This window comes from Halalkalibacter oceani (assembly GCF_023715605.1).
Classification (GTDB): Bacteria; Bacillota; Bacilli; order Bacillales; family Bacillaceae_D; genus Halalkalibacter; species Halalkalibacter oceani.
In genome coordinates, this window is sequence record NZ_JAMBOL010000009.1 from 85,206 (window position 1) to 102,041 (window position 16,836).

General features: G+C 49.8%; 16 protein-coding genes. 7 read left to right on the plus strand and 9 right to left on the minus strand.

Features of this window, described 5'->3' with window-relative positions; all coding sequences use genetic code 11:
- Positions 1-100 precede the first annotated feature (100 nt).
- Complete coding sequence (locus tag M3202_RS11650; protein ID WP_251223499.1) at positions 101-1,021, plus strand: LysR family transcriptional regulator; 921 nt, start codon at positions 101-103, stop codon at positions 1,019-1,021.
- On the plus strand, positions 1,021-1,599 hold the full coding sequence (locus M3202_RS11655) for a YdcF family protein (protein ID WP_251223500.1): 579 nt from the start codon (positions 1,021-1,023) through the stop codon (positions 1,597-1,599). Before M3202_RS11650 ends, M3202_RS11655 begins: the two co-directional genes overlap by 1 nt.
- Here M3202_RS11655 and M3202_RS11660 read toward each other — a convergent pair.
- The 3 genes from M3202_RS11660 to M3202_RS11670 all read right to left on the minus strand — a co-directional run bounded on the left by M3202_RS11660 (position 1,596) and on the right by M3202_RS11670 (position 3,495).
- Complete coding sequence (locus M3202_RS11660; RefSeq protein ID WP_349775618.1) at positions 1,596-2,417, minus strand: cytochrome c oxidase assembly protein; 822 nt, start codon at positions 2,415-2,417, stop codon at positions 1,596-1,598. The two genes, M3202_RS11655 and M3202_RS11660, sit on opposite strands and share 4 nt — an antisense overlap.
- A complete protein-coding gene (locus M3202_RS11665; protein WP_251223501.1) occupies positions 2,417-2,920 on the minus strand; it encodes a DUF2243 domain-containing protein in 504 nt (167 codons plus the stop codon). The genes M3202_RS11660 and M3202_RS11665 overlap by 1 nt, the downstream gene beginning before the upstream one ends.
- 74 nt (positions 2,921-2,994) lie before the next feature.
- Complete coding sequence (locus tag M3202_RS11670; protein WP_251223502.1) at positions 2,995-3,495, minus strand: GNAT family N-acetyltransferase; 501 nt, start codon at positions 3,493-3,495, stop codon at positions 2,995-2,997.
- Between the two features lie 96 nt (positions 3,496-3,591).
- Here M3202_RS11670 and M3202_RS11675 point away from each other — a divergent pair, with 96 nt between their 5' ends.
- Entirely contained in the window at positions 3,592-4,038 is a 447-nt protein-coding gene (locus M3202_RS11675) for a MarR family winged helix-turn-helix transcriptional regulator (RefSeq protein ID WP_251223503.1), read from the plus strand.
- 92 nt (positions 4,039-4,130) lie between these two features.
- Positions 4,131-5,504: an NAD(P)-binding domain-containing protein gene (locus tag M3202_RS11680; protein ID WP_251223504.1), complete on the plus strand. Its 1,374-nt coding sequence runs from the start codon at positions 4,131-4,133 to the stop codon at positions 5,502-5,504.
- A gap of 204 nt (positions 5,505-5,708) precedes the next feature.
- Here M3202_RS11680 and M3202_RS11685 read toward each other — a convergent pair whose 3' ends face one another.
- Both M3202_RS11685 and gdhA read right to left on the minus strand, forming a co-directional pair.
- Positions 5,709-5,870: a hypothetical protein gene (locus M3202_RS11685; RefSeq protein WP_251223505.1), complete on the minus strand. Its 162-nt coding sequence runs from the start codon at positions 5,868-5,870 to the stop codon at positions 5,709-5,711.
- A gap of 183 nt (positions 5,871-6,053) precedes the next feature.
- Positions 6,054-7,436, minus strand: a complete 1,383-nt coding sequence (gdhA, locus tag M3202_RS11690; RefSeq protein ID WP_251223506.1) for an NADP-specific glutamate dehydrogenase — start codon at positions 7,434-7,436, stop codon at positions 6,054-6,056.
- A 166-nt stretch (positions 7,437-7,602) separates the two neighbouring features.
- Between gdhA and gltC the strand changes: the two genes are divergently transcribed.
- The gene (gene gltC, locus M3202_RS11695) at positions 7,603-8,496 is read left to right on the plus strand and encodes a glutamate biosynthesis transcriptional regulator GltC (protein WP_251223507.1); all 894 of its coding nucleotides are present in this window, start codon (positions 7,603-7,605) and stop codon (positions 8,494-8,496) included.
- Positions 8,497-8,729: 233 nt separating this feature from the next.
- Positions 8,730-9,569: a manganese catalase gene (locus M3202_RS11700; RefSeq protein WP_251223508.1), complete on the plus strand. Its 840-nt coding sequence runs from the start codon at positions 8,730-8,732 to the stop codon at positions 9,567-9,569.
- A gap of 172 nt (positions 9,570-9,741) precedes the next feature.
- On the opposite strand, the gene M3202_RS11705 is transcribed toward M3202_RS11700, so the two are convergent.
- From M3202_RS11705 to M3202_RS11720, 4 genes are all read right to left on the minus strand, one after another.
- Entirely contained in the window at positions 9,742-10,074 is a 333-nt protein-coding gene (locus M3202_RS11705; RefSeq protein ID WP_251194464.1) for a toprim domain-containing protein, read from the minus strand.
- Positions 10,075-10,168: 94 nt separating this feature from the next.
- Entirely contained in the window at positions 10,169-12,070 is a 1,902-nt protein-coding gene (locus M3202_RS11710) for a S9 family peptidase (protein WP_251223509.1), read from the minus strand.
- Positions 12,071-12,091: 21 nt separating this feature from the next.
- Entirely contained in the window at positions 12,092-13,096 is a 1,005-nt protein-coding gene (locus M3202_RS11715; RefSeq protein WP_251223510.1) for an ABC transporter substrate-binding protein, read from the minus strand.
- 90 nt (positions 13,097-13,186) lie between these two features.
- Positions 13,187-14,845, minus strand: a complete 1,659-nt coding sequence (locus M3202_RS11720) for an AraC family transcriptional regulator (protein WP_251223511.1) — start codon at positions 14,843-14,845, stop codon at positions 13,187-13,189.
- Between the two features lie 416 nt (positions 14,846-15,261).
- Between M3202_RS11720 and M3202_RS11725 the strand changes: the two genes are divergently transcribed.
- On the plus strand, positions 15,262-16,836 hold the full coding sequence (locus M3202_RS11725; RefSeq protein WP_251223512.1) for a Vga family ABC-F type ribosomal protection protein: 1,575 nt from the start codon (positions 15,262-15,264) through the stop codon (positions 16,834-16,836).

Here is a 16,836-nt window from a genome sequence, read left to right on the forward strand (position 1 = left end):
TTTTAATGAGAAGAGTGGCCCCCGAGCATTGACGTTTTCGGGCGCCACTCTTCTTTCCTTTCCGCTCTTCGTCTATAATGAGGAAAAGGAGACGAGATTGATGAACGAGAAAGATTGCTTAATGCTGACCTATTTAGAACACGAGCCTAATATTACGCAGGCAGCCAAGCGGCTCTTCACAACGCAGCCGGCCCTCGCCTACCGCATCAAGCAAATTGAGGAAGAGTTCGGGATTGACTTATTTTACCGTGAAGGCAAAACGCCGACTTTGACGCCTGAAGGCCGCTCCTTAATACACTATGCCCATAAGCAGCTCCAGCTGTTGCGCGAAACGAAGGATCAGCTGCGTGAGCTGGCCAACGCCGGAAACCTGCGTATCGGCGTGAACAGCTATGTATGCAATTCGCTGTTCCCTCCTCTGTTAAGTCAATTCCATCGCCAGCATCCAGAGATCCAATATTATATCCATTCCGGGATGAGCTCGGAAATTTTCAAGAAATTGCAGAGCGGGGATATTAACCTGGCGATTGTCCGCGGGGATTTTGCCTGGACTGGCGAGAAGCAGCTGTTGCATGAGGATGAAGTCGGCATTGTCTCAAGCTCGCCTATCACGCTGGCTTCCCTCCCTGACGAACCGAGAATCTGTTTCCAGGAGCCTGACTACCTTTCTCAAATTCCTAATCATACAAAGATCACAATTGAGGATATGATCAAGCGATGGTGGGGAGAGCATTTTACCGATGAGCCGAAAGCATTCATGAAAGTGGACAGCTATGAGACCTGTGTCCGGATGGTCGATGCCGGACTGGGCTACGCTATCGTACCGAAGCTTTTTTTGCTTCAGCACGCCCATCTCCCATTTCAGCCGCTTCACTTTAAGGATGGAACTGTCGCTTCGCGGCGCATGTGGGTCTATTATCGTGCAAACAGCCTGACGCTGAGGGCGGTGAAGACCTTTCTATCCTTTTTGTTAAACTACTTTGCCGAAAACATACCTGGTGAGAAAAGAGAAGAGAACTGATGCTAAGGACAAGATGGATAAAAGGAAGTGGACTGCTTCTGCTCGTCCTGCTTCTCTGGTTTATAATTCATTCCGCCATCATGATCGCCGACGGCTTGCAGGATGATGCCCGGCAAACCGATGTTGCCGTCGTATTAGGAAACAAAGTCGATGATAATGGTCAACCCGCCCATCGCCTGCAGGCGAGATTGGACAAAGCCGCCGACCTTTATCAGCAGGGCTACTTTCCTTTCATTATCGTCAGTGGAGGAGTAGGGAAAGAAGGCTTTGATGAAGCAGAAGTGATGAAAGATTATTTAATGAACCGCGGCATCCCAGCCGAACAAATTCTTACAGATTCAGCTGGAAACAATACGTTTTTAACAGCGAAGCATACAGACGCGATCATGAACGATTCGGGATTTACGTCTGTCACCGTCATCAGCCAGTATTTTCACATTACAAGGACGAAGCTCGCTTTTCACAAAGCCGGCATTGAAAACGTCTCCGGCGCCCATGCCGACCTCTTTGAATGGCGCGACCTTTACTCCATTTTTCGCGAATGGCCGGCTTTTTATAAATATCTTCTGTTCTATTAATACGCTGATTCCACCACTGCTGCTCTCGGTCTCGTTGCGCGATACACCTGGGCGCAGAATAGAAAGATGAGAACAGCGTCGATCAAATCCCCGCCATAATACATCAGCATCGCCCCTGCCTCGGCCTCGGCAGGCGGTACACCGTCAGGGGGATAGGCATACAAATATTTTGCCAGGATGCCATGCGCCGCCAGGGCAAGCAGCAGGACAACTGCCCTGTATCGCACACTCGCCTGATGCGGGGCCGGATCGATCGAAATGATCGCCGCGGTAAACAGATAACCGGCGATAAAGACGTGGAGATGAATAAATAGATGCAACAATAGCGAGTCATGCATCGCGTTAAACAAATTTGTCGTATAGAGCAGCCACAGCCCGCCGATATTGAGCAGAGTCGCCACCACCGGATCACTGACAAATCGGGCCGGGCGGCTTTTTAACACTCTCGATAAAGCGCGGGCCCACGGTACAGACAGCGATCGCAGCGCCAATGTCATCGGGGCAGCCAGCACCATCAGCAGCGGGGCGAGCATCCCTAAAAACAGGTGCCCGGTCATATGCGCGGCAAAATCGTGATGCGACTTCTCCGCCAGTGGACCGATAACCGCTACTAAAGCGCACCCAACTCCGGCGATCCATAATACGGTTCGGTGAAGCGGCCAGCGTCTAAAACGGTGATTCGTAAAGAACACCGCACTGACATAAAAAATGAGCGCGAGCACGAATGGCAAGGCAAGCAGAAGCTGTGCAAGCAGGGTGATCTCCACATGAATTCCGGCCATTTCATGCCCATGATGAAGGGAATGTGCAGCCGGCATCAAAACTGAACCTTCCTTTCTGTGGTGGCCTGCCTTTTTGATCGGCGAAGCAACACGAGGCCGATGGCAATCATTACAAGCGCCAGGACATTCCAGATCAGATCGTAAACGATGACATTGTCGACGTAGCGGATCTGGTGAATCCTCATCAACTTATGCTGGATGACGCCATCATATAATTGGAATCCTCCGCCGCCAACAAGGACGCCGCCCCACCATGTGCCGCGGGATAAGGCATTCCTTCTCCGCAAATCGGCGAACAAAAAAAGGCCGGCGATCGTCGCAAACCAGCTGAAAGCATGAAAGAGACCATCTGAGATTAAGCCAATTTCGGTTGTTGCTCTATCATAGAAGTGATGCCAGTGCAGCAGCTGGTGAAAGACCGCCTCATCAAAAAACGCGACAAGACCAAGACCAAACAAAATCCCTGACCACAGGTTCCGCGCACCATAGCGCGAAGAGGCATTCCCGCCTGCTTCACTTTGATTCACCTTTTTACTCATAGCATTCGCTCACTTTCAACCCAATTGATAAACTCCTTTCTTACTCTACCCAAAAATAGCTGCGCTAAACAACATCATCCAAGCCCGACTTTGTTGCTCCGTCTCTCTAACAGCACTGTATCCCGCCAAATCCCATTAAGCTGGGCAATTCGTTCCCGTCTGCCGATTTCCCGAAAACCATTCTTTTTATGTAGATGAAGACTGGCCTCATTTTCCGGAAAAACAGTTGCCTGTAATGTCCAATAGCCGTTTTCTTCTGTTACATTGATCAGGTCCCGCAGCAAACGAGCACCGATACCGATACCGCGCGCCTCCACTTTGACATAAACACTGACCTCGCCGACGCCTGCGTAAACACGCCGTTCGGAGACAGGAGACGCCTTGCTCCACCCAATAATCGTTTGCTCCTGCACCGCGACAAGACAGCAGGCCGGATTCGTTTGCTTAAGCCAGTTGTCATATTCCTCAGGGACTTTCGTTTCAAAGGTTGCCTTTCCCGTTTCAATTCCTGCCTCGTAGATCGCTCTCACCTGCTCCCAATCATCTCGCTTCATGGTCCGGATCGCAATGGTCACTTGTATCTCTCCTCTCAAAAAACGTTCCATTCTTAAAGTATACAACACTTGCAAAATACAAATAAATAGAGTATAACCATTTATAGGAGGTGCAAGATGGAAAACAAAAGAGAATTATTCCAAACGATGACAAGGCGCTTTGGATTCCTCGACAAAAATTGCTGTTCCATTGGCGACGTCGATCTCTCCCTCGCTCAAAGTCATATCCTGTACGAAATTGATAAACAGCACGAACCATCAATGCAGCAAATTGCCGAAACGCTGGCAATGGACATTACAACCTTCAGCCGGCAAATTCAAACACTTATTAAGCGCAACCTCGTTCTGAAAACACCCTCGGCGCACGACAAACGGGTATCAATCCTCTCGCTTACCGCGGAAGGAACATATGTCGCAACAGTAATCGACGAACGAATGAATGCTTATTTAGAAGAAGTGTTTTCTGATATGAATGAATTTGAAAAAGAAGTCGTCCTCCGTTCGATCAAACGTTTAAACGAAGCGATGGCAAAGGCGACGGTTTGCTGCCAGCCTTTGCTATAGCACAATGAAGACAACGACAAGGCGCACCATTCCGGGCGCCCCTCCCCCTCTCATATATTTGCATTTTACAAATAAATAATAAGGAGTTTATGATGAAAACAAAGCTTGAAATCCCTTTAACAACTAGCTGCTGTGAGCCGATCAGAAAACCGTTCTTCGAGGAACAAACCAGGCAGCCAGACCCGTCCCTCCCTGTAGCAATTATCGGCGCAGGACCAGTTGGGCTAGCCGCGGCCGCTCATTTAGCTGAGCGCGGGCACCCGTTTCTCATGTTTGAAGCGGGCAGCCAAGTCGGACACAACATCCACCAATGGGGACATGTCCGCCTCTTCTCCCCGTGGCGCTACAATATTGATAAAATTTCAGCAAAGCTGCTTTCCAGGCACGGCTGGAGCGTGCCGGACAAAGATGCTCTCCCCCTTGGCAAAGAGCTTGTGGAGCACTATTTGCGACCTCTCGCCGACCTGCCTGAAATCAAGCCATATCTATTCTTGAATACACGGGTAACGGCAATCAGCAAACAAAACAGCGATAAAATGAAAAATGCGAAGCGCCATCAAACCCCTTTTGTAATCTATACCGAAAATAATAAAGGCCAGACAGAACGTCACCACGCAAAGGCCGTCATCGACGCCACCGGCACCTGGGGACAGCCAAATCCCGCTTATGCCGATCAAGTCTGGACGAAGGAGGAACGCAGCCTTTCCGCTCATCTCACTTACGGAATTCCCGATATTTCCGGCAAAAACGAAAAGCGTTACCGCGGCAAACGAATTGCCGTCGTCGGAAGCGGTCATTCTGCCTTAAATACCCTGCTCGACCTCGCCAAATTAAAGGAATCCGCACCAGCGACCGACATCATTTGGCTGATGCGCAAGCAGCAGGTTGAGCAGGCATACGGAGGCGAAGAAAAGGATGCTTTACAGGCCCGGGGCGAGCTCGGCACCCGCATCCATCAGCTTGTTGACTCCGGCCTGATCGACGTCAAAACTTCCTGCTCTATTCAAGAGCTGAAAAAGGAGAATGGGACAGTGACAATCCACGCTCAAATCGACGAGCAGTCGACAACGATTCAATCGATCGATGAAATCATCGTCAATGCCGGCAGCCGGCCTGATTTTTCCTTTCTGCGCGAACTCCGGCTAAGCATTGATTCGGTGACGGAAAGCGTCGAAGCACTCGCTCCGCTCATTGATCCGAACTTGCACAGCTGCGGAACGGTTCGACCTCACGGGGAGCTGGAACTAAAGCAGCCGGAGGAACATTTTTATATCGCCGGCATGAAAAGCTACGGACGTGCCCCGACTTTCTTAATGGCAACCGGCTATGAACAAATCCGCTCGATCACCGCCTACCTTTGCGGTGATACCAGCGCCGCAAGACAGGTCGAGCTTGATTTGCCGGAAACCGGCGTCTGCCGTGTCACCCTCCCGGTAAATGACAGTCAGGCGGATTGCTGCAGCTAGAGACAAGCGCGCTTTTCTTCACTGTAACGTGGGAAGTCGACTTCCTTCTTCATTTTAAAAAACTGTAGTCCGGCGAGGCAGGTAATTAAGCGCCATCCCCTTCTACGTAACACTCTTCGCATCAGAAAACAAGCGCCGTTCCCTGATTACTTCTACTCACACAAAAACTCCCCTACCATCATGTAAGGGAGTTTCTTCAATCCTTCATTTACTCGCGATTGTCTTGACCTTCATTTGGAAATAGGCGAGTTGTCTTTGCTTTGCTTCTTTGTTTTTGCGTTTGATCTTTTCTTCGAGCAACTCGGGCTTTACATATTCCTCATTGACAACCTTCTCCTGCCATTCATCCCAGTTTTGTTTCATCATTTATCACCTCTTTTTTGTCAGAATAATCAGTCTTTTTAATTTAGTATCATGTTCACATTTATGTCGTCGCGAAAGAATCGTGTTCAAAAAGTCGTTCATGACCAATCGCTTTGCTTGTTAGTCACCTGGAGAGAAGAGATTCGCTTCTCTCCAGGCTTTCCCATTGCTTTGATTACGCGTTCTTTACACAACACCCTGCGCTAACATCGCATCGGCTACTTTCACGAAGCCACAGATGTTGGCTCCTAACACAAGATTGCGCGGCTCTCCATACTTCGTCGCCGCAGCCACACTGTTGTGGTAAATATCAATCATAATTTTCTTCAGCTGCTGATCAACCTCTTCAAATGTCCAGGACATCCGGGCGCTATTCTGCGCCATTTCCAAGGCAGAGACAGCCACTCCACCGGCATTGGCTGCTTTTGCCGGAGCAAACAGTACTTGATTCTGATGGAAAACGCTGATTGCTTCAAGAGTGGAAGGCATATTCGCTCCCTCACCGACAGCAATTACACCGTTCGCTACAAGCTGCGTCGCGGCCGCTTCATCAATTTCATTTTGCGTCGCGCATGGCAACGCGATTTCACACGGCAATGTCCAGATTCCTTCACAGCCTTCTGTATAGAAAGCGCCAGGATGACTGTCGACGTATTCCTTGATCCGCTTTCCTTCGACTTCCTTCAGACGTTTAACGGTCTGAAGATCAATACCGTCCGGATCATAAATGTAACCATTTGAGTCGCTGCAGGCGACTACCTTCGCTCCAAGTTCGGTCGCTTTCTCAATCGCGTAAATCGAAACATTGCCCGACCCCGATACCACTACGGTACGTCCTGCAAAATCAAGTCCGTGATGCTTCATCATTTCTTCCACAAAGTAAACCGCGCCATAGCCTGTCGCTTCCGGTCTAGCCAAGCTGCCGCCATAACTGACCGCTTTCCCAGTCAGCACGCCGGCTTCAAAGCCGCCCTGAAGCTTTTTATATTGGCCGAACATAAAGCCGATTTCCCGCGCGCCAACGCCGATATCGCCGGCCGGCACGTCAATATCGGTGCCAATATGTCTGGAAAGCTCAGTCATGAAGCTTTGCGTGAACCGCATAATTTCGCGGTCTGACTTTCCTTTCGGGTCAAAGTCGGATCCCCCTTTTCCTCCCCCGATCGCCTGTCCTGTAAGCGAGTTTTTGAAAATCTGTTCAAACCCTAAAAACTTAATAATACTTAGGTTAACGGAAGGATGAAAACGAAGCCCGCCTTTATAAGGCCCTAATGCGCTATTAAACTGAACGCGGTAGCCGCGGTTGACCTGCACCTGCCCTTGGTCATCCACCCACGGGACGCGAAACATAATAACCCGTTCCGGTTCTACGATCCGCTCTAACACATTTTCCTCGATATAACGCGGTTCGTCAGCAAGAACCGGGACCAGTGAGTCAAATACTTCTTTCACCGCCTGAAGATACTCACTTTCATGGCCATTTTGCCGTTCCACTTTTGAAAATACTTTTTCAACATAATTTTTTGCAAGCTCTACTTGCTTAGTCTCATTCTCTTTCGTCACATTCATCTTAAGGAATCCCCTTCTCTCCGACTTTTTCTTTTTTATCTATATTTAATTTTGATTTCCGAATATTTTTATTTTAATTTCATTTTATACTGTTACAATAATCGTAACAATATAAATAAAAGATGAAATCAATCTCATTATGAGATTAATTGAAGGAGAGGTCGCGGTGGAGTTTAGACAGATTCTTTATTTTATGGAAGTTGCCAAGCTTGAACATATGACAGAGGCAGCTGAAAGTCTGCTTGTCGCTCAGTCGGCGATCAGCCGGCAAATCGCCAATCTGGAAGAGGAACTGGGCGTAAAGCTGTTTGTCCGGCAAGGAAGACGTCTGCGGTTAACGCCGACGGGACGGATGTTTTATGCGCGGATGAGCAATGCGATGAGGCTGATTGAGCAGGCCAAGCGGGAGATTGCCGAAGAGCTCGAGCCGGAAAAAGGGACGGTGCGGATCGCCTTTCCAATCAGCTTGGCTGCCTATATGCTGCCGATGGTGATTTCGGCTTTCCGCAAGCAGTACCCCGATACAAAATTCCAGCTGAAGCAGAGCAGCTATCGCACTGTCATTGAGGAAGTGATGAATGGCGATTTTAATATGGGTTTAGTTGGTCCCGTACCGACTGAAGATACGCGCGTCAACGGCTCAATTTTGTTTACGGAAAACATCGTGGCCCTCGTGCCGATCACTCACCCGCTCGCCGGCCGCTCGGCGATCCGCCTGCCTCAGCTTGAAGGCGAGCCATTAATTTTGCTGTCAAAAGGGCTCGTTTTTCGCGATATGATCGTTTCCGCCTGCGTGAAAGAAGGCTTTGAACCGACCGTCGCCTTTGAAGGAGATGATGTCGATGCGTTAAAGGGACTGGCCTCGGCCGGACTTGGCATTTCGCTCATCCCGGAAGTTACGATGCTCGACAACGTCCCGCGCTCAACCGTAAAAATCCCGATTGTCGATCCCTCAATCCCGCGTACGATCGGCGTCGTGACACCCGTTGACCGCGAGCTGCTGCCAACGGAGACGCTCTTTTACAACTTCATTCATTCGTTCTATAAAGCGGGCTCGTAACAAGAGCAGCCTGATGTTGAATCATGCTGTGATTTATGTTCTACCATAGTCCAGCGATCAAATGGGTCGTTTGACTTGTTTTGCAAGAATTTGTTTCACCTTTACCAAGTCGGGTAACAAAAGAAAGCAGAAGACATGCCGGCTCAGCAACATGTCTTACAGGAGGACAACTGACTGCAGTCAAAACCCTCTTTAACCTGCAAAACCGACAACAGTGAAGGAGGCTTATTCTTATGTTTCGACATCAAAAAGAACTGCAATTTGAAGTGAAAGTGGAAGGTCCGGATCCGATGCTGGCCCGGCAAATTCAGGAGGTGCTCGGCGGTCAGTTCGGTGAAATGACCGTCATGATGCAATATCTTTTCCAAGGCTTTAATTGCCGTGGCGAGGAGAAATACAAGGATATGCTGATGGATATTGGGACTGAAGAAATCGGGCATGTTGAGATGCTCTGTTCTCTTATCAGCCAATTGCTCGACGGCGCTTCTCCGGAAGACCAGGCAGAAGCGGCGAAGGACCCGGCCACTGCAGCGATTATGGGAGGAATAAACCCGCAGCACCTGCTCGTTAGCGGGCTTGGCGCGATGCCGACCAACTCAAACGGCGTTCCTTGGAATGGGGCATATATTGTGGCCAGCGGTAATTTATTGGCAGACATGCGTTCCAACCTGCATGCTGAAAGTCAGGGCAGACTTCAGGTTGCCCGTTTGTATCATATGACAAAAGACGAAGGCGTCAGAAAAACATTCCGCAAAATGCTTGCCCGCGACCGCTATCATCAATACCAATGGCTTGCTGCGATTGAAGAGCTGGAAGAAAAGAAAGGCATTGTCGTCCCGGCTTCCTTTCCGCCGGAAGCCGAACAGGAAGCTCAGCCTGAGGCCTATGAATTCTGGAGTTTATCGGAAGGAGATGCTTCATCCAAGGGCCCATGGGCAACAGGCAGCGCTCCCGATGGAAGCGGGGAATTCGTCTATATTGCAGAGCCGGTGCCAAAGGGACATGCTCCAAACCCTCCTGTTCCGGCAACCGAACTGCATCATGACCTTGATGAGAAAAAAATACAAAAATAATCAACAGTTGCGGAGGCTGGGACAAAAGGTTGTTTTTTCCCAGCCTCTAAGCAGTGAGCGGAACCGCCACGATCCTTTGTGAGTAGGTTTCTCACAACGGGCTTGTGGCGTGTGAAGCCATTGCCAGTAGGTCCAAAGCTAGTTTTGTCTCAAGCTCCTGTTTTTCTCATTTTCACTTGTACGGTTCCTTCACTTTAAAATATCCTCTCAATAATCCGGTAAGGTATCCTAAAGGGGTCGTTTCCACTTGCCCATATTCCTTCTGGGTGTACAAATGAGTTGCATTGGGCAGCTCCCGTTTCAACTGTTTCCGCAAGCTTTCCCCGGCCTCATCGGCATCGACTAATATGTAGACATCCTTGTCTTCAATCGGCAAAATTAAATCCTCAAGCTTTGTGACGCTCAATGTACCATACGTGCAAATCACATCTACCGGCTCATTTAACACCCGCTTTACCCGTTTCCTGTCATTCGTTCCTTCTACGATCAACACTTTCTCCACCATCCGGCTCATCCTTTGCTCGCGTTGTTCATACTTCTAGTATGCCGCAGCCTGCTCATCCTAACAAGCGAAGAAGAGAAAGAGAAGAACATCTGGCTCACCGAAGGTAACGCTTAAACCAGCCGACAACCCGCTTCATCCCATCAATCTGGTGAGCCTCTTCCGTAAGAACGTGTCCTTCCCCTTGATATTTCACATAGTCAACCGGAACGTTCAATGCTTTCAACGCGGCATAAAATTCATCCGCCTGAGCAGCAGGAATTTTCTGATCCTGTTCACCATGCAACAGCAGGCTTGGAGTTTGCACATTTTGAACAAAGTGTATCGGAGAACGCTTGATCAGCCTTTCCGGGTTTTGATAAGCGATCAGCCGATTGCCCCAGTGAATAGATGCCCACTGTCGCGCCATAGCCGACTGTCCTTGCCAGCTAATCCAGTTCACGATGGAAGCGCCGATCACCGCCGCCTTAAAACGTTTTGTTTGCGTAATCGCCCAAGCGGCCAAAAAGCCTCCATAGCTCCAGCCGGCGATTCCCAACTGCTCCGGATCGGCATATCCGCGCGCTATCATATCATCGACACCAGTGAGGACATCCGCTAAATCTGCACCGCCTAAATCACAGCTGTTTGCCCGGACAAATTCCGCTCCCCTGCCGCTGCTGCCCCTCGGGTTCGGTAACAGCACTAGATACCCTTGATTGGCCAGGAGCTGAGCCCAGGAATGGCCGAGATAGCACGTATTCCACCAGGAACGGCGCGGTCCTCCGTGAATTTCAACAACTAATGGATAGCTCCGCCCCTCTACATAATCAACCGGCTTAATCAATAGCCCGTGAATATCGAGACCATCCGGCGCCATCCAGCTTAACTCCTCCACCTCTCCCAGCGTCATGTTTTTGATGTCGCTATTATAATCGGTAATTCGTTGCGGGCTTACATTCCAGCTTCCGGTAACAACATTTCCGGGTTCGGCCGGTCCTGAACAGGTCGTTGCATAGCGCTGTCCATCCTCGCTTACTGAGACGGTAAACTGCGAGAAACTTCCGCTCCCAAGTGAACCGGAATCTAACTGGAAAGGATCCACTAGCGTCTCGACCCTGCCGCCATCGAGCCGAACCGCATAAATCCCTACGCGAAACTGCTTGAGCGCGGCAAAAACGAGCCGGCCATCACGTAAAAAGCCGATCCATTTGATACTGCCTGGAAAATCGGCACAAAACGGCATAGTGATAACCGGGTCTGCTTCGAGCCGGAAGAGTTGGATTTGCCCTATTCCCGCTGTGTGCTCACGGCCACACCAGACAATGGTCTGCCCATCCGGGGACCAAGCAAGCTGGATCGTCACATCAGAAACCGTCGCAAGAAAACGCTGCTGACTTTCATTCATCGTCAGCACATACAACTTCTCTGCGTTCGGCTCAGCAGACGCGACAGCCGTAACGGCGAGCTGCCTGCTGTCGGGGGACCACGTATAGCTAGATATTGAATGGCGGGCGATTGTTTTGCTCACCAAGCGGCCGCTTTGCAGGCAGTAAAGGTGCAACCGCACTTCGGAGACAGCAGAGCCAGCAACATCAATCGTTGAACCTGTTGCTTCTGCAGCCGGCTGACGGGATAAAAAGCTGAGGAATCGTCCGTCAGGGGACCACTCGAGCCGCTGCGCCTCCTGCGGAATGGCGATGTCCGTTCTCTTGTTCGTCAGTTGATTGATGATCGTTAAGGAAACCGCGGGAGTACACGTAATAAACGCTAACAAGTTGCCATCGCGCGACCATCGCGGCTCCTTGGCTGGTCCATCGCCCAAAAGCTGCGGCTGTTTCTGTCCTTCTGCATCAGCGATCATGATGCGGCTTCCAGCCACTCCTTCTCGTTTTGCCATTGTTCCTTCGACGTACGCGACCAGCTTTCCATCCGGTGATAAACAGACGTCGCTGACAGTTGTGAATCTCGCTATTTCCTCAGGCTGTGGCGCCCGCTTTTCGTTGACAGCATACTCCATTTTATTTATCCCTTCCACCGATTATTTTGTCAGCTTTTCGACGGCATCTTCAACGATCAACGAGCTGCCAATCGGACCAAAGCCTTGAAACCACAGCTCATAGTCAACCTGATATACATTCCCTTCCCGCACCGCCGTTAAGTTTTCCCAAATGCTGTTTCCTTCCACTAATTCAAGATTCTCTTCTTGATCACTTAACAGAAAAATATGATCGGGATCAATCTCCGGCAAAATTTCAAGCGAAATAGGAGCAAATGTATCTTCATTACCCGGAAAATCAACAGGTGGCTGCAGAGCTAAATCGCCATAAAGCACATCGAAGTTTTTCTGACCGTAATAACGCAGCTCTTTATCAGTCACTCGTAAAAACATCACCGACTCCTGACCGATAGCCCGTTCAATCTCCTGTTTCGCTTCTTCCACCTGCTGATCATATGAGGCAATGACCTGTTCGGCTTTTTCCTCCTCGCCGATAATCCCCGCTGTTTCGATAAACGTTTGGCGCCAATCCTTGATCCCCTCTTCCGTTTCCACGACATCTAATAAAATCGTTGGCGCAATTTTCTCAAGACTGCTATAAACTTGATCAAGGTTTGGCAGCCCTAAAATTAAATCCGGCTCGGCCTGTAAAAGCGCCTCAAAGTTCGGCTCGGTAAACCAACCGACACTCGTCGTCCCTTCAAGCTGATCGGCATAGTACCACGTAAATTCCTCAGCATCCGGTCCAGCTGTCGATACAGCGATCGGCGTTATCTCAAGCGCGAGCAGGAAATCAGTAAAGCGTGGAAAGAGAGAAGCAATCTGCTTTGGCTCTCCTTCAATGATCGTTTCCCCCATATGATGGACAATCGTTTTCGCTGTTTCGTCAATCTCCGGCTGTTTAGCTCCCTCGCCCACTGTTTCCCCCGGGTCAGTGTTTGGTTGTTTTGCCGTCCCCTCTTGTTGTTCCGTTCCACACGCAGCTACTACCAATAAAAACAAAACAGCCAGTCCAAGCGCCATCATTGTCTTTTTTAGATGTATCATGACTATCCCTCCATGCTTTTAATTGATAATGATAATAATTATCAATTAAAGTGTAACGAAGCGTTTCTCCCACGACAATGGAAAGAATCATCAAATATCATGGACAAATTTATCATCGATCCTTTTTATCGCCGTCATTCGTTCAACAATTTGGTCTAATGCCTCCGAATTGACCAGCGGCGCGTGAGAATTAAAGCGGTCCTCCAATTCATACACCTGAGCTTGCTTAACCGCTGGCAGTTCCCTCCACCAATTGCTTTGGCGCAGCTCAGTCAGCTTTCTTTCCGCCGCCTTATCCTGACCTGCCAGCAAAATGATATGCGCTGCCTGATAATGAGCTAGCTCGTCGCTATTCACTGTAATAAAATGGTCTTCGGGGCTGATTTCGTTCGGCATGGCGAGTCCTAAATCCTTATAGAGTACAGCTCCAAGCTGGCGTTTTCCACCATATACACGAATCTCCTCCTGAATAATGCGGATGAGCAGCACCGACTCCCCCGCGGCTAAAATTGGATGAAGCTTCCTCCGGGCTGCGGCCGCCTGTTGCTCATAGTCAGCCAGCCAGCTTCTCGCTTCTTCCTCCTTGCCGATTAGCATAGCAATCCGCTTCAGCAGCCGCTTCCAATCATCATCCCAAAAGGAAGCAGTAGGGGCAATTTCCGTGTAACGGTCCGTGCAGCCACGATGAATGCGCCGATTATCCGTTAAAATCAAATCAGGCTCCGCTTTTACTATCGCCGTTTTGCTTGGTGTATACAGTGCACCAACAATCTTCGTCCCCTTCAACTGCTCGGCGATATGCGGCGGATAGCCGTTAATATTGTCGGGCTTATCATAGGCCGTCGTCGCGACTGGCTTGACACCAAGCGCAAGCAAATAATCACTGAACGAGACATTCAATGTAGCGATCTTCGTCCGGTGTTTGTGCACATAAACTGTCGGCGTTACTCCGACAATTTTTTTAAAGACACGGCTAAAATAAAGCTCATCCTGATAGCCGACGCTTTTCGCAATTGTTTTTAGACGATGATTGCTTAAAACAAGCAGCTCCTTCGCCCGGTTGATCCGCAGCTTGGTCAAATAATCAATCGGTCTCTGTCCGGCGACCTTCTTAAACTCCCTCGAAAAATTAGATGTACTCAGGCCAGCCATTTGCGCCAATGCGTTCATTTTCAACTCTTCCATATAGTGCTGTTTCATATAGTGCATGACCTGCGTCACGCTATACTCTGTCCTCCCTAAATAAAAGGACTGAAGCTGGTCTTCGGCGATCGTCCATAGTACTTCTTGAAAAAGAATATTTTTGCGCATAGTAGCCAATCGCTTTTTCTTTTGATGCCATTGCTTGATTTGTTCGAGTAGATGGATGATTTGCGGCAAACATTGGATCATCACTTCTTCCTGAAAAGGAAAGGCTTGCTCTTCTTGATCAGCATCACCCAGCGCCTCGTGATCATTGCGCACCTCCTGCATAGCAAAAGGCAGCAAATAATATTCAGCCTGACTGTCAGCCGACCCTTCAGCGGCGACCATCGTTCCTGGCTTGATAAAGTAGACCTTTCCCGGCTCTGCATGGTAGGTCATTTTATTGATATGCAGCAATGCTTTTCCAGCCACCGGACAGCACATCGTCAATCGATGGACAAGGCGGGGCTTAAGCTGCCAATCGTTGATCTCCTTTACATGAAACATTTTGGCCAGCCTGACATACATATGTGGCAAACGGTTCAGGAGGTCGTCCATGTTCATCGTGCGCTCACCTCTTGATTGATTTTGATAATCATTTTCATTTATAGCTTTAGTTTACCATACGCTTCTCTGTCTGTCGTACAGCGGGTTGACAGCGGCCTCAATCTTCTTTAAAGTAAAACCTAACACAAACGAAAGGGTGAGCCTACGACAATGAAGTTTTAATCCTATTTTATCGAAAACAAGGTATTGGGAGACAGGAATAAGTAGTAGGAGCAGTCTGCTTTTTTCCGTCTTCGCAACGCTGTTTTCAGAATAGGATTCGCTTCAGCACATGGGCTCTCAGGCCGAAAACCGGGTATGGATTCATGCTCGTGTTTCGCTGGCTGTACCCGTATACCGCGCTGTCTCCTATTCTGTTCAGCAGATGGGAGACTTTTTTTGTCTCCCGAACCGATAGTAAAGGAGATGAAAATATGCATTTGATCGAGGCGCAAAAGATAAAGCTATACGCGAAGGACCGCCTTTTACTTGACATAGAACGGTTACAGATAGAGGCCGGAGACCGAATCGGCCTTGTCGGACGAAACGGCAGCGGCAAGACAACGTTACTACACGCGCTTGCCGGTGAACGCCGGCCTGATGCCGGGGAGATCAAGGCAAGGGCAACAAGACGACTCCTGCCCCAGCTTAAAAACACGAACACGCATAAAAGCGGCGGCGAAGTCACCCAGGCTTACATCCAGGAAGCGGTGGCCGCCGCACCCGCCCTGCTGTTCGCCGATGAACCAACGACAAATCTCGATACCGCCCATATTGAATGGATTGAATCAATCCTGCGTGAATGGCAGGGAGCCTTCATTCTCGTTTCCCATGACCGTGCCTTTCTCGACGCTCTCTGTACGAAAATATGGGAAATTGAAGATGGCAAACTGGCAGAATACAAAGGCGGCTATTCAGATTACGCTGCGCAGAAGGAGCTTCAGCGCCGCAGCCAGCAGCAGGCTTATGAGCAATATCAGAAAAAGAAGCGGCAGCTGGAAGAAGCGTTGAAGGAGAAAGAACGCAAGGCAGCCCGCGCCACGAAAAAGCCGAAGCGGGTCAGCGCCTCCGAGGCAAGCATCATCGGCGCCAAGCCGTATTTCGCCAAAAAGCAGAAAAAGCTTCAGCAAAACGCCAAAGCGATCGAAACACGGATTGACCAGCTCGAAAAGGTGGAAAAGGTGAAGGATCTGCCGGCAATCCGGATGCAGGCCGCGGATGAACCGGCGCTCAAAAAGCAAATCATCATCCGCGCTGAACAGGTCGAGGGTGTCGTTGGCGGCAAGACTCTTTGGAACAAGACGAGCTTTTACGTCCGTGGCGGCGATAAGCTGGCGATCCTCGGCGCCAACGGAAGCGGCAAAACGACACTCGTCAAAAAAATCATCAACGGGAGCGATGGCATTACGATTTCCCCTGCAATCCGCGTCGGCTATTTCAGTCAAAACTTGTCGACGCTCGACACTGGGCAAACGATCTTAGCCAATGTCAGCGAGAACTCCCCCTATGAGGAGTCGTTCATCAGGACGATGCTCGCCCGCCTCCTCTTCTTTCGCGAGGACGTCCTGAAGCCGGTCTCCGTCTTGAGCGGCGGCGAACGGGTGAAAGTCGCCCTTGCCAAACTGCTGGCAAGCGGCTGTCAGGCACTCATTCTGGATGAGCCGACGAATTTTCTCGATATTGCGTCGGTTGAAGCGCTCGAAAGCCTGTTACAGGAATTCAGCGGGACCGTCATTTTCGTCTCGCACGACCGACAATTTGTCGCCAATATTGCCACCCGCCTGCTCGTTATCGAGAATCGTACGATTACCGCTTTTGATGGGAGCTATCAGGAGTATCGGGAGGCACAGGAGAAACCGCCAGCCACATCCGACGCCGACGACCTGCTCGTCATCGAGCAAAAAATAACCGAGGTGCTCAGCCGCCTCAGCCTCGACCCATCGGAGGAGCTGGAGACGGAATTCCAGCGGCTTTTGCAGAAAAAACGCGCCCTGATTCATGAAAGCTAA